The organism is Micromonospora sp. B9E7, assembly GCF_039871815.1.
Lineage (GTDB): Bacteria > Actinomycetota > Actinomycetes > Mycobacteriales > Micromonosporaceae > Micromonospora.
In genome coordinates this window covers 19,129-32,014 of sequence record NZ_JBDPLX010000022.1, presented here as the reverse complement: position 1 = coordinate 32,014, position 12,886 = coordinate 19,129, and the positions used below count along the sequence as shown (strand labels likewise).

12 protein-coding genes are annotated in these 12,886 nt (G+C 73.4%); 6 read left to right on the top strand and 6 right to left on the bottom strand.

Annotated features, from left to right (window positions below):
* The first annotated feature begins 3 nt into the window (after window positions 1-3).
* The 4 genes from ABGB10_RS27150 to ABGB10_RS27135 are packed head-to-tail and all read left to right on the top strand — an operon-like array spanning window position 4 to window position 4,082.
* Window positions 4-1,467 carry a PfkB family carbohydrate kinase gene (locus ABGB10_RS27150; RefSeq protein ID WP_347663822.1) on the top strand — a complete coding sequence of 488 codons (1,464 nt, stop codon included), beginning with the start codon at window positions 4-6 and terminating at the stop codon, window positions 1,465-1,467.
* Window positions 1,464-2,165: an SDR family oxidoreductase gene (locus tag ABGB10_RS27145; RefSeq protein WP_347663821.1), complete on the top strand. Its 702-nt coding sequence runs from the start codon at window positions 1,464-1,466 to the stop codon at window positions 2,163-2,165. The genes ABGB10_RS27150 and ABGB10_RS27145 overlap by 4 nt, the downstream gene beginning before the upstream one ends.
* Window positions 2,162-3,115, top strand: coding sequence for a glycosyltransferase family 9 protein (locus tag ABGB10_RS27140; protein ID WP_347663820.1), 954 nt, complete (start codon window positions 2,162-2,164; stop codon window positions 3,113-3,115). Before ABGB10_RS27145 ends, ABGB10_RS27140 begins: the two co-directional genes overlap by 4 nt.
* On the top strand, window positions 3,099-4,082 hold the full coding sequence (locus ABGB10_RS27135; protein WP_347663819.1) for a DNA topoisomerase IB: 984 nt from the start codon (window positions 3,099-3,101) through the stop codon (window positions 4,080-4,082). The genes ABGB10_RS27140 and ABGB10_RS27135 overlap by 17 nt, the downstream gene beginning before the upstream one ends.
* A gap of 155 nt (window positions 4,083-4,237) precedes the next feature.
* Here the strand turns inward: ABGB10_RS27135 and ABGB10_RS27130 are convergent, their stop codons facing one another.
* Both ABGB10_RS27130 and ABGB10_RS27125 read right to left on the bottom strand, forming a co-directional pair.
* Window positions 4,238-5,272, bottom strand: a complete 1,035-nt coding sequence (locus ABGB10_RS27130) for a helix-turn-helix domain-containing protein (RefSeq protein ID WP_347663817.1) — start codon at window positions 5,270-5,272, stop codon at window positions 4,238-4,240.
* An 8-nt stretch (window positions 5,273-5,280) separates the two neighbouring features.
* The gene (locus ABGB10_RS27125; RefSeq protein ID WP_347663907.1) at window positions 5,281-5,943 is read right to left on the bottom strand and encodes a TetR/AcrR family transcriptional regulator; all 663 of its coding nucleotides are present in this window, start codon (window positions 5,941-5,943) and stop codon (window positions 5,281-5,283) included.
* A 181-nt stretch (window positions 5,944-6,124) separates the two neighbouring features.
* Between ABGB10_RS27125 and ABGB10_RS27120 the strand changes: the two genes are divergently transcribed.
* Window positions 6,125-7,705: an MFS transporter gene (locus ABGB10_RS27120; RefSeq protein ID WP_347663815.1), complete on the top strand. Its 1,581-nt coding sequence runs from the start codon at window positions 6,125-6,127 to the stop codon at window positions 7,703-7,705.
* On the opposite strand, the gene ABGB10_RS27115 is transcribed toward ABGB10_RS27120, so the two are convergent.
* From ABGB10_RS27115 to ABGB10_RS27100, 4 genes are all read right to left on the bottom strand, one after another.
* On the bottom strand, window positions 7,695-8,198 hold the full coding sequence (locus tag ABGB10_RS27115) for a hypothetical protein (protein ID WP_347663813.1): 504 nt from the start codon (window positions 8,196-8,198) through the stop codon (window positions 7,695-7,697). The two genes, ABGB10_RS27120 and ABGB10_RS27115, sit on opposite strands and share 11 nt — an antisense overlap.
* An 85-nt stretch (window positions 8,199-8,283) precedes the next feature.
* Window positions 8,284-9,915 carry a RecQ family ATP-dependent DNA helicase gene (locus ABGB10_RS27110; protein ID WP_347663812.1) on the bottom strand — a complete coding sequence of 544 codons (1,632 nt, stop codon included), beginning with the start codon at window positions 9,913-9,915 and terminating at the stop codon, window positions 8,284-8,286.
* Between the two features lie 76 nt (window positions 9,916-9,991).
* Window positions 9,992-10,942 carry a TIGR03557 family F420-dependent LLM class oxidoreductase gene (locus ABGB10_RS27105; RefSeq protein ID WP_347663811.1) on the bottom strand — a complete coding sequence of 317 codons (951 nt, stop codon included), beginning with the start codon at window positions 10,940-10,942 and terminating at the stop codon, window positions 9,992-9,994.
* Window positions 10,943-11,030: 88 nt separating this feature from the next.
* Window positions 11,031-11,156, bottom strand: coding sequence for a hypothetical protein (locus tag ABGB10_RS27100; RefSeq protein ID WP_255421242.1), 126 nt, complete (start codon window positions 11,154-11,156; stop codon window positions 11,031-11,033).
* A gap of 216 nt (window positions 11,157-11,372) precedes the next feature.
* Between ABGB10_RS27100 and ABGB10_RS27095 the strand changes: the two genes are divergently transcribed.
* Window positions 11,373-12,860, top strand: coding sequence for a glycoside hydrolase family 3 N-terminal domain-containing protein (locus ABGB10_RS27095; RefSeq protein WP_347663810.1), 1,488 nt, complete (start codon window positions 11,373-11,375; stop codon window positions 12,858-12,860).
* Window positions 12,861-12,886: the final 26 nt, after the last annotated feature.

The following is a 12,886-nucleotide window of genomic DNA, read 5'->3' as shown; positions in this document are numbered from 1 at the left end:
AGCGTGAGGGGACCCGTGGTGGTGCTCGGCGACACCCTGCTCGACCGGGACGTGGAGGGGGTGGTGAACCGGCTCTGCCCGGACTCCCCGGTGCCGGTGCTCGACGAGACCTCGGCCGTCGACCGGCCCGGTGGCGCCGGTCTGGCCGCGGTGTTCGCCGCCGCGCAGGGCGCCGAGGTGGTGCTGGTGACCGCGCTCGCCGACGACGCCGGCGGCGCCCGACTGAGCGCGCTGCTCGCCGCCGCCGGAGTGCAGGTGTACCCGCTGGCCCTGCCCGGTGCGACGCCGGAGAAGATCCGGCTGCGGGCTCGGGGTCGGGTGCTGCTGCGCCACGACCGAGGTGGCGCGTCCGGGGAGCCGGGCCAGCCCTCCGACGAGGTGCTGCGGGTGATCGGCTCGGCGTCGGCGGTGCTGGTCAGCGACTACGGCCGGGGGGTGGCCCGGCAGCCCGCGCTGCGCGACGCGTTGGCCGCGACCCGCGCACCGGTGGTGTGGGACCCACACCCGCGTGGCCCGGCCGCCGTGCCCGGTGTCCACCTGGCCACCCCGAACGAGTCGGAGGTGCGCGAGTTGGTCCCGGCGGTGCCCGGCGCGTCCCGGCTGGCCACCGCGTCGCGCGGTGCGCAGGGTCTACGGCGTCGTTGGCGGGCGGGTGCGGTCGCGGTGACGTTGGGCGGTGACGGCGCGCTGCTCTGCCACGCCGGGTCGACGCCGCTCGTGGTGCCGACCCCGGGCAGTGCCGAGGGGGACACCTGCGGGGCCGGCGACCGGTTCGCGGCCGCCGCCAGCCTCGCGTTGGCCGAGGGCGCGCTGGTCTCCGAGGCGGTGCAGGCGGCGGTCGCCGAGGCGTCCAGGTTCGTGGCCGGCGGGGGAGTGGCCGCGGCGCTACCGTCCGACCTGGCGCCCGCGAGGAGCGCGCCCGGCCGGGGCGCCCCCCGGTCGTTGCCGAGAGGTGTCGCGGTGAGGCCGGCCGGTGACCGGGTGGGAGTCGCCGCGGTCGCCACGCTCCTGCAGGAGGTACGCGCCGCCGGCGGCACGGTGGTGGCGACCGGCGGCTGCTTCGACCTTCTGCACGCCGGTCACGTGGCCACCCTGCAGGCCGCCCGGCAGCTCGGCGACTGCCTGATCGTCTGCCTGAACTCGGACGCCAGCGTGGCCGGGTTGAAGGGTCCGGAGCGCCCGGTGATGTCCGAGGGTGACCGCAGTCGGGTGCTCAGCGCACTGAGCTGCGTCGACGCGGTACTCGTCTTCGACGAGCCGACCCCGGACGCGGCGCTGTCCTGGGTACGCCCCGACGTCTGGGTGAAGGGCGGCGACTACGCCACCGGCGGCGGGGACGACGCCACCACCCTGCCGGAGGCGGAGGTCCTGCGCCGGTGGGGCGGGAGCACTGTGGTGGTGCCCTACCTGGACGGTAGGTCCACCACCGACATGATCGTCCGTACGCTCGCGGGGCGGACCCGATGACCGCCACCCGGCCCGGAGCCGGGCCGACGGTCCTGGTCACCGGTGGTGCCAGCGGGCTCGGCGCGGCGGTGGTCGCGGCGGTGGCCGCGTCCGGCGGTCGACCGGTGGTGCTGGACCGGCAGCCGCCTGCCGACGGGGTGTCCTGGACCGAGTGCGACCTGGCCGACACGAGGGCCGCCGAGGTGGCCACCCAGCACCTCGCCGAGCAGGCCGGCGGCCTGGACGCGGTGGTCACCGCCGCCGGCACGGACGTGCCGGGTCGACTCGCCGACGTGCCGGGCGAGACCTGGGACCGCATCGTCGCGGTCGACCTGTTGGCCACCGCGGCGGTGATCCGGGCCGCGTTGCCGTTCCTGCTGACGTCTCGGGGCCGCATCGTCACGGTGGCCTCCACGCTGGGTGTCAAGGCGGTCGGCGACGCCACCGCGTACTGCGCGGCGAAGTTCGGGGTAGTGGGCTTCACCCGTGCGCTCGCCGCCGAGCTCGCCGGTCAGGTCGGCGTCACCCTGCTCATCCCGGGCGGGATGCGCACGGCGTTCTTCGACGAGCGTGACCCGCAGTACAAACCCGGACCGGACGCGATCCTCAACGATCCCGCCGACACCGCCGCCGCGATCATGTTCGCGCTGAACCAGCCGCCCGGCTGCGCGGTGCGCGAGCTGGTGGTCTGCGCCGAGCAGGAGACGTCGTACCCGTGATCCTCGTGCTGCGCGCCCTCGGCGTCGGCGACCTGGTGACCGCGGTGCCCGCGTTGCGGGCGCTGCGGGCCGCCTACCCCGCACGGGAGCTGGCGCTCGCCGCGCCCGCCGGGCTGGCCCCGCTCGTCGACCTGGTCGGCGGCGTCGACCGGCTGGTGGACACCTCCGGACTGGACCGGCCCATCCGGGTCGGATCGGCCCCGCAGGTCGCGGTCAACCTGCACGGGCGCGGCCCGCAGTCGCACCGGTTGCTCGCCGCCACCCGGCCCGACCGGCTGCTCGCCTTCGCTAACCCGGACGCCGGCCGCGCCGAGGGTCCGCAGTGGTCCGACGACGAGCACGAGGTGGACCGGTGGTGCCGGCTGCTGTCCTGGTACGACATTCCGGCCGACCGCACCGACCTCGGCCTGCGCCGGCCCGGGTCGGGCGGTCTGCCGACAGGTGTGACAGTGCTGCATCCCGGCAGCAAGGTGCCCGCCAAGCGGTGGCCGGCCGAGCGGTTCGCCGCGCTGGCCCGGGCGTTGACCGACCAGGGCCACCGGGTGCTGCTCACCGGATCGGCCGACGAGCGGGCCCTGGCGGCGCGGGTGGCCGAGGCGGCCGGCCTGGGGTCCGACGCCGTGCTGGCCGGCCGGACCGACCTCGGCACGCTCGCCGCGCTGGTGGCCGACGCCCGGCTGGTGGTCAGCGGGGACACCGGGGTGGCTCATCTGGCGACCGGGTACGGCACCGCGTCGGTGGTTCTCTTCGGGCCGGTCCCACCGGCGCGCTGGGGACCGCCACCGGACCGGCCCCGACACCGGGTGCTCTGGGCCGGCGAGGGAGATTGGCCCAGCTGGGACGGGGTAGGGAGCCACCCGACGATGGCGGCCCTGCGTCTCGACGAGGTGCTGGCCGCCGTGGCCGAGGTGGAGAGGGTGGTGCGGGTCTCCGGTGCGGTTGCGGCGTAGCGACCCGGGTCGACCGGGGTACGGACGGCGTCGGCGCGGCCGGGGCTGGCATTTCGTCGACCCGACCGGCGCTCCGGTCCGGGACACGGATGTCCTGGGCCGGCTACGGGAGTTGGTCATCCCTCCGGCCTGGCGGGACGTCTGGATCTCGCCGTACCCGAACGGCCACATCCAGGCGATCGGGATCGACGCGGCCGGACGCAAGCAGTACGTCTACCACCCACGGTGGCGGGAGAAGCAGGACGAGGCGAAGTTCGACCACATGTTGGAGGTGGCCCGCCGACTGCCGGCGTTGCGGGAGCGGGTGGGGCGCGACCTGGACGGCCGGGGGCTGAACCGGGACCGGGTGCTCGCCACGGTGGCCCGCCTGCTGGACATGGGAATGTTCCGGGTCGGCAGTGACCAGTACGCGGTCGGCGACGACCCGACGTACGGGGTGTCCACCCTGCGTCCCGAGCATGCCCGGTCCCGGGGCGGCTGCGTGGTCCTGGTGTTTCCGGCGAAGGGTGGCATCGAGCAGGTGCGCCGGATCGAGGACCCGGAGTTGTGCCAGGTGCTGGTCGATCTGCGCCGTCGGCGGCGGCGGGCGGACCGGCTGTTCGGCTACTGGGACGGCCGGGACTGGCGGGACGTGCGCAGCGACGAGGTGAACGGTTACCTGCGCGATGCCAGTGGTGGGGCGATGACCGCCAAGGACTTCCGCACCTGGCACGCGACCGTGCTCGCCGCCACCGAACTGGCCACCGCCGGCCCGGCCCGCTCGGTGACCGCCCGGCGCAGGGCGGTGGTCGCCGTGATGCGCGAGGTGGCCGACCTGCTGGGCAACACGCCCACGGTGGCTCGGGCGTCGTACGTGGATCCGCGGCTGGTCGACCTCTACCACGACGGGGTGGTGGCGTCGGTGGACCCGCTGGCGCCCCGCGAGGAGGTCGAGCGGGTCGTCCTGGAGCTGTTGGAGAGGGCCTGACCGGCCCCGCCGACGATCCTGGGGGGAAGTGGCGGGGCCGGAGACTCGGGCGTGGTCGGGATGCCACCGGGCGGCCGCCCGCCGCATTCGCGCGGCGGGCGCCTCGCCACGGCCCCCGTTGGCGGCCCACCGAGGAACGGTCGGCCACGCTGGTGTCAGTCTGCCCGTCCCCTGTTGACCACGGATGCCGCGCGGTTGACGATCCGCGCCGGATGCGAGCTGCCGTCGCGATGTTCCTGTGGGCTCACCCCGTACGCTGTCCGGAACGCCCGGCTGAAGTGGGCTTTGTCGGAGAACCCCCAGCGCGCCGCGACGGTCTGCACCGGCTGGTCGCGCAACGCCGGGTCGGACAGGTCGCGCCGGCACCGGGCCAGTCGCAGATCCCGGATGTACGACGCCACCGTCGTCTCCTCACCCTCGAACAACCGGTGCAGGGACCGCACCGAGATGTGGTGGGCGTCGGCGACGACCCGAGGGCTGAGTGTCGCGTCGCCCAGGCGCCGGTGGACGTACGCCTGCACCTGGGCGAGCAGTGCCCGGCGGCGTACCTCGGTGGGTACGGCGTCCTCGGCGACCAGGTGCCGGCCGAGCATGGTGGTGGCCAGGTCCAGTCCCACCGCGCCGAGCCGGCTCGCGTCGGCGGCATGGTACTGCTCCGGGTGCCTGGTCACCTGCAACAGGAACTGCGCCAGCAGCGCCCCGATCCCCTCGCTGCCGGACATCCGCCCGCCGTAGAGCGCGGCCATCCGCTGCGGCGGCAGCGGCAGCGCGGCGTGCGGGATCAACGTGATGATCGAGGTCGCCTGGTCCCGTTCCGGCTCTGTCGCGTGGTGGCAGACGTCGTGTGGTCGGGAACCGTCGTAGAAGGTGAACTCCCCGGCCAGGATCTCGCTGCGGCGACCGTCCTGGCTGGACGTGCCGATACCGCCGGTGGTGTAGGCGAGGATGTACAGCTCCGGGTCGGACTGGCGGACCAGCTTCTGGGTGCGGGTGGCGTCCAGTGACGGGTACCGGTATTCCACGAGTTGGATCGGGCCGAGCGTGATGAAGTCGGCGCGGGCGGCGAAGTCGTCGGCGTGCGCGGACTGGATGCGCAGTGGCGCCGATGTGCGTGCGACCAGGTCGAGCCACATCCCGAACCGCTCGCCCGGGGGCAGGACGGTGGTGTCGATGGTGTCTCTCGGTAGCATCCGGCGCCTCAGCCCGTTCGACGTTCGATGAGTGCCTCGACGCCGTCGAGGATCCGGTCCAGGCCGAAGGCGAACTCGTCGTCCGGGTCGTCGTCCTGGGTGAGCACGCCCGCGCTCAGCACCCGGTGCAGTGCCGGGAAGCGGGCCGGGTCGATGAGCCGGGACAGCATCCGGCCGTACGCGGGCATCATCTCGTTCGGCGCGACGCCGGACGCCTGGCTGCCCTCGGCGATCTGGGACGTGAGGGTGGCCTCGTTGCGGACGTACCCGGTGATCAGGAGCAGCGTCGACATCTTCTCGCCCTCGGCGAGGGTGGTGCCGTCGAGGCAGCGCAGCCCGTCCTCCAGCCAGCCGAGCTGCTGAGGGGTGATCGGCGGACCGCTGATCGGCACGTGCAGCAGCCAGGACCGGCGTCGCAGCACGTCGTGCTCGGCCCAGGCCCAGCGGGTCAGACCGGCCCGCCAGTTGTCCTCGGGTGCGGGCGGCCCGGGTGAGGGGCCGTAGCCGGTGTCCACCATGAGCATCAGCAGCTCGTCCTTCGACCCGACGTACCGGTAGAGGGCCATGGTGGCGGCCCCCAACTCCTTGGCCACCCGGCTCATCGAGACGGCGGCCAGCCCGTCGGCGTCGGCCACCCGTACGGCGGCGTCCACGATGGTGGGCACGCTCATCCCCGGTCGAGGCCCTTTCGGTGGGCGTTCCCGCAACCCCCAGGCGCTCTCGATAGCTGGCGGGAGCACTGGCCCGCTGTCGTCTGTCTGTGCCGCCACATTTCCTCCTTGCCTCGCCATCCTAGTTCTGCGTATGGTCTACGCATAACAGCGTACGACATACGCAGAAGGAGAATTGATCATGACGACGACGACCGCGCCGACACCACGGGCAGGCCGGCGGGAGTGGATCGGGTTCACGGTGCTGATGCTGCCGCTGCTCCTGGTCTCGATGGACGTCTCGGTTCTCTACTTCGCCGTTCCGTTCATCAGTGAGGAGCTGCGCCCCACCGGCGCACAGCAGCTCTGGATCTTCGACATCTACGGGTTCGTGCTGGCCGGGCTGCTCATCACCATGGGCGCGCTGGGCGACCGCATCGGCCGACGTCGGCTCCTGCTGATCGGCGCCACCGCGTTCGGGGCGGCGTCGCTGCTGGCCGCGTACGCCGACAGCGCCGTGACGTTGATCGCCGCGCGCGCCCTGCTCGGCGTCGGTGGGGCCACCCTGATGCCCTCCACGCTCGCCCTGGTGCGCAACCTGTTCCACGACGCCAGGCAGCGCGGCACCGCCATCGGCATCTGGACCGCCACGCTCACCGGTGGCATCGCGATCGGCCCGGTGCTCAGCGGCATCCTGCTGGAGCACTTCTGGTGGGGTTCGATCTTCCTGATCAACATCCCGGCGATGCTGATGCTGCTCCTGCTCGCCCCGATGCTGGTGCCCGAGTCCCGCAACCCGGCGACCGGGCGGTTCGACCTCGTCAGCGGGGCCCTGTCCCTCGGCGCGCTGCTCCCGGTGATCTACGGCATCAAGGAGATGGCCCGCGACGGCGTCAGCCCGGTGCGGGTGCTCGTCATCGTCGCCGGCCTGCTGGTGGGCGCGCTGTTCCTGCACCGGCAGCGGACCCGCGCGTACCCGATGATCGACCTTGACCTGTTCCGTCGCCGCGGCTTCGCCGGGTCGCTCGCGGTCAACCTGCTGGCGATGTTCGCCCTGGTCGGCTTCGCCATCTTCACCACCCAGCACCTCCAGTTGGTGCTCGGCCTGAGCCCGCTGCGGGCGGCACTGTGGAGCCTGGTGCCGTCCCTCGCCGTGGGCGTGGTCGCGCCGGCCGCCGCCGCGCTGGCCCAGCGCGTCGAGCGGGCGTACCTGATCGGTGCGGGATTCGGGATCGCCGTGCTCGGCTTCGTGGTGCTGACCCGCGTCACGCCGGAGTCGCCGCTCTGGCTGCTCCTCGTCGGCGCCAGCGTCTACGCGGGTGGTCTGGTCATGGTGATGTCACTCGTCACCGAGTTGGTCCTCGGTGCGGCGCCGGCCGAACAGGCCGGTGTCGCGTCGGCGCTCACCGAGTCCAGCAGTGAGCTGGGCGGCGCGCTGGGGATGGCGATCCTCGGCAGTGTCGGCGCGGCGGTCTACCACCGCGAGATCCTCGACGGCCTGCCTGCCGGCCTGCCCGCCGACAGTGGTGACGCTGCCCGGGAGACGCTGGGAGGCGCGCTCGCGGTGGCACAGGCCCTGCCGGCGGACCTGGCCGACGCGGTGCTGCACGCGGCCCGGGTGGCGTTCACCGACGGGTTGCACCTCGCCGCCGTCGCCGCCATGGTGGCGATGCTGGTGGGCGCGGTCACCGCGTTGACGACGCTACGCGGCGTCCGGCCGGCCGACCCCGCGGCGCTGGCCGCCGAGCCGACCGATCCGTCGCTGTCGTCGGTCAGTCGTTGAGCACCTGCGCGAGCCGGTCGCGGAAGCGCCGCTCCGAGTCGCTGACGGATTCGCCGCCGATGCCCAGCAGCCCACCGCTGGACGCGGCACCCACCACCTGCTCGGCGATCTGCACGAGCCAGTGCCTGTACGCGCCGGCCTCGCCCTCGTCGACACGGGTGGCCAGCAGCGCGGCGGCCTCGCCGGCCCGCAGCAGCACGTCGTCGATCAGCGCGCGCGGGTCGTCGGGCGCGATGACCGGCAGCTCGGCGCCGGCCTCCGGGTCACCCACCCGGGTGACGATCTCACCGGCCACGGCGGCGACCAACGGGCTGGCCGACTCCCGGCCGGCGGAGATGGTCTCCAGGCCGGCCGCGGTCTCCGCCATGGTCCGGCGGGTGCCGTCGGACTCGGCGGCGCTCGCCGCGGTCAGGATCGACTGTGGCAGGCCGACCAGCAGCCCCCACTCCCCGTCGGAGAAACCGAAACCTGTGTACGCCGGCTGCTCGATCACGGCAACGCCCCTTCCGCCCTGCTACTTGGTCAATCGGTGCTCTGGTTGGTCGATCCACCGGGCCCGACACGGCGCCCGGGTCAGGCTAGTCCAGGGTCAGCAGGCCCTGTTCGGACACCACGCGCACCGACAACGTCTTGTACCCGACCTCGTCGAAGAGAACCGTCATCTTGTCGTCCTCGTAGGAGAGCACCAGGCCCCGGCCCCACTCCGGGTGACGCACCCGGCCGTGCACCGGGAACGGGCCGACCGCGCCCTGGTCGGCGACGCTGGTGCCGTTGTGGCAGTTGTCGCAGTGGCCGCAGACGTCGGTCATCTGCTCGCCGAAGTACGCCAGCAGGGTCTGCCCCCGGCAGGCGTTGGTCTCGGCGAAGGCCCGCATCATGTCGGTGCGGGACCGGGTCACGGTCTGCTGGCGCTCCGCCTCGGCCAGCGCCGCCGCTGCGGCGTCCACCGGGGTGGGGGAGTAGCGCGGGGCGCCGATGCGCTGCCGGGTACGCGGCTCGGCGGCCCCGACCTGCTCCAGCAGGGCGAGATACTGGCCCAGCTTGCGCGGCCCGAGGCCGGTGGCCTCGCGCAGCTCGGTCTTGGTGGCCGGCTTGCGGCGCAGCAACGCGGCCAGGTCGCGCAGCTCGTCGGCGTCGGGCAGGCCGCCGCTGAAGAACCGTTGCAGGCCCACGTCCTCGGCCCGCCAGAGCAGGAGCACCCGGGCGGGTTGCCCGTCGCGCCCGGCCCGGCCGATCTCCTGGAAGTAGCTGTCCGGCGAGTCGGGCAGCGCCATGTGCACCACCCAGGCGATGTTCGGCTTGTCGATGCCCATCCCGAAGGCCGAGGTCGCGACCATGATGGGGACCTGGTCGGCGAGGAACGCCTCGTGCAGCTCCGCGCGGGCGCCGACCGGCATCCCGCCGTGGTAGGACAGCGCCGGAAAGCCGGCGTCGGTCAGCCGGGCGGCCAACTCCTCGGAGCCGCGGCGGGTCGGCACGTAGATGATCCCCGGCCGCCCCTCGTCGCGCAGCAGCGTCATCAGCCGCCGCCACCGGTAGTCCTCGTCGGGGCAGTGCGCCACTTCCAGGAACAGGTTGGGCCGGTCCAGCCCGGAGATCACCACATCCGGATCGCGCAGACGCAGGCGGGCGATGATGTCGTCGCGTACCGGTGGGGAGGCGGTGGCGGTGAGCGCGACCACCGGCGGCCGGCCGATGCCCTCGATGAGGTGCCCGAGTGCCAGGTAGTCGGGGCGAAAGTCGTGCCCCCACGCGGAGATGCAGTGCGCCTCGTCGATCGCCACCAGCGCCGGCTTCAGCGCGGCGACCTCGGCCATCCGCTCGGGGTTGCTGAGCTGCTCCGGGGTGATGAACAGGAACTCCGCCCGGCCCTCGCGGACCTCGCTGATCGCCTCGGCCTGCTGGGTTGCCGTCTCGTTCGAGCTGATCCGCACCGCCCGCAGCTCCGGGCGTTGCCGCTCGTTGAGGGCGGCGATCTGGTCCTGTTGGAGCGCCAGCAGCGGGGAGATCACCACGGTGGGGCCGGGGATCAGGCTGGCCGGGATCTGGTAGATGGCCGACTTGCCGGCACCGGTGGGCAACACCACCAGGGCGTCACGTCGCTTCATCACCGCGCGCATGGCGGCCAACTGGTTGGGCCGTAGCGCCTTCCAGCCAAACAGGCTCCGGGCCGCGCGGCGCAACGTCATCGAATGCATGGACAGTTTCATCGAGGGCCGGAGGTACCCGAGCCCATGACCGCCGAAACGCGTTCGGACGATCATGGGCAGGGTAGGGCAGGGTCGGTCAGCGCAGCCGGGGCAGGACCTCGCGCTGGTAGAGGTCGAACAGGCCCCGGTGGTGCGGGCCGGTGTTGGCCACGTAGACCTCGTCGAAGCCGGCCTTGGCGTACTGGTCGATCATCTCCAGGTGCGCGTCCGCGCTGTTGCCGCAGACGAACGCCTCCTTCAACATCTCGGGTTTGACCAGCTCGGAGGCCTGCTCGAAGTGTCGTGGTGAGGGCAGCACCTGGGACAGCTCACCCGGCACCCCCGCGTTCGGCCAGCGCTCGTACGCGATGCGCATCCCCTCGTCCTCGCTGTCCGCGTACGCCGCCTTGAAGCCGGCCTGGCAGGGCTTGTCGCCGCCACCGTTCTCGCGGAAGCGCCGGACCATCTCGCCGTCGGGCATCGTGCTCACGTAGCCGTCACCGATGCGTGCGGCGAGGTCGATGGCCTTCGGACCGAAGCCGGAGACGTGGATCGGTGGGGGAGTGTCGGGCAGCGTGTAGATCCGGGCGTGCTCGACGGTGTAGTGCTTACCGTGGTGGTTGACGAAGCCGCCGCCCCACAGCTCGCGCAGCACCTCGACGGCCTCCTCCAGCATCTCCAGGCGGACGTCGGTCTGCGGCCAGGCGTCGCCGAAGATGTGCTCGTTGAGCGCCTCGCCGGTGCCGACGCCGAGCACGAACCGCCCGCCGTGCAGCACCGCGCTGGTCGCCGCCGCCTGCGCGATCACGGCCGGGTGGATCCGCACGGTCGGGCAGGTCACGGCGGTGGTCACCGGCAGCGAACAGACCTGGCTGAGCGCGCCGATCATCGACCAGACGAAGGGGCTCTGGCCCTGCGCGTCCACCCAGGGGTGGTAGTGGTCGGAGATCCACAGCGCCTCGAAGCCGGCCCGTTCGGCACCCTGCGCCTGCTCCAGCAGCTCGGCTGGCGTGAACTCCTCACTGGACAGAAAGTATCCGATCTTCATGGTCTCCCCTTCGGCGCGCGGACCTGCTGTTGGGGAGAGCCGTACCCCGGGCGTGGTCGGCCACACCGGCCGGCCGGGGTCCGTTCGCTCAGCGCCGGCCGAACATCGCCCGGATCGCGGCGAGCAGCAGCAGGGCGCCGACCACCAGGCCGAGCAGGCGTACGCCGGGGATGTCGGCCGGGCTCGTCGCGTCGGCCAGCAGGGCGGGATCCATCCCCGAACTCTCCCGGGGAGCGCGCCCTGAGGCAACTGTAAGGTTTATTGACTATTGAATCGCCCGGTGTGACCATGGCATGACCGCCGGCCGGTGGCGGTGCGCCGATGGCGCGCGAGAGATGGGGTACGGGGGCCGCATGAGCGAGCGCAACCAGCGGGTCGACGGGGGCGCACCGACGCCGGCGATCGAGACCGGTCGTCCTGAGGGGGCGGTGTGACCACGCCCGCCGGCCACCTTCCGGCGCTCGCCGCCGCCGTCCTGCAACCCGGGTTCGTCGGCACCACCCCACCACCGTGGGTGTGCCGCTGGCTCGGTGAGGGCCTCGGCTCGGTGGTGCTCTTTGCCCGCAACGTCGTCGACCCCGGGCAGGTGGCGGCGCTCACCGCGACGCTGCGCGCCGAGCGGCCGGACGTCATCGTGGCGATCGACGAGGAGGCCGGCGACGTCACCCGGCTCGAGTCGGTGCACGGCAGTTCCCGGCCCGGCAACTTCGCCCTCGGCGCGGTCGACGACCCGGCGCTGACCGAGGCGGTCGCCCGGGACCTCGGCGTCGAGCTGGCCGCGGCGGGGGTCACCCTCAACTACGCCCCGGACGCCGACGTCAACTCCAACCCGGACAACCCCGTGATCGGCGTCCGCTCCTTCGGCGCCGACCCGGCGCTGGTGGCACGGCACACCGCCGCCTGGGTGCGTGGGCTCCAGGCCGGCGGCGTGGCCGCCTGCGCCAAACACTTCCCGGGGCACGGCGACACCCGCGTCGACTCCCACCACGACCTGCCCCGGATCACCGCCGACCGGGACCGGCTGGACGCCTGCGAGCTGGCCCCGTTCCGGGCCGCCGTGGCCGCCGGCGTGCAGGCGGTGATGACCGGCCACCTGCTGGTGCCGGCGCTCGACCCGCAGCTGCCGGCCACGCTGAGTCAGCGCATCCTGGGCGGGTTGCTCCGCGACGAGATGGGCTTCTCCGGTGTGGTGGTGACCGACGCGGTGGAGATGCGCGCGGTCGCCGACCGGTACGGTTTCGCCGGGGCGACCGTCCGCGCCCTGGCGGCCGGGGCCGACGCGATCTGCATCGGCGGCGAGCGGGCCGACGAGCAGGCGGCGCGTGAGCTGCGCGACGCCATCGTCGCCGCAGTCGTCTCCGGTGACCTTCCCGAGGAGCGACTCGCCGAGGCGGCCAAGCGGGTCGGGCAGCTCGCCGCCTGGACGATGGCCGCCCGCACCGCGGGGTCGGCCGGGCGCGACGCCGCCGACGTCGGGCTGGTCGCCGCCCGCCGCGCCGTCCGGGTCACCGCCTCCCGGACCGCGACGGACGCGCTGCCGCTGACCCGTCCGGCGTACGTCGTCGAGTTCGAGCCGCTTCGCAACATCGCCATCGGCGCGGAGACCCCGTGGGGGATCGGCGCGCCCCTGGGCGAGCTGCTGCCCGGCACCAGCACGGTCCGCTACGCCGAGCCCGACGTGCCGGCCGATCCGGGAGCCGGGGCGGGCACCCGCCCTCTGGTCCTGGTGGTCCGTGACCTGCACCGGCACGACTGGATGCGGTCCGCCGTGCACCGCGCGTTGGCCGCCCGGCCGGACGCGGTCGTGGTCGAGCTGGGCGTGCCGGAGCTGGTGACCGGGTCGGTGCACCTGGCCACCCACGGTGCCACCCGGGCCAGTGGGTGGGCCGCCGCCGAGGTGCTGACCGGCGCCCGCTGACCGACCCGCGCCCGCTGACCGACCCG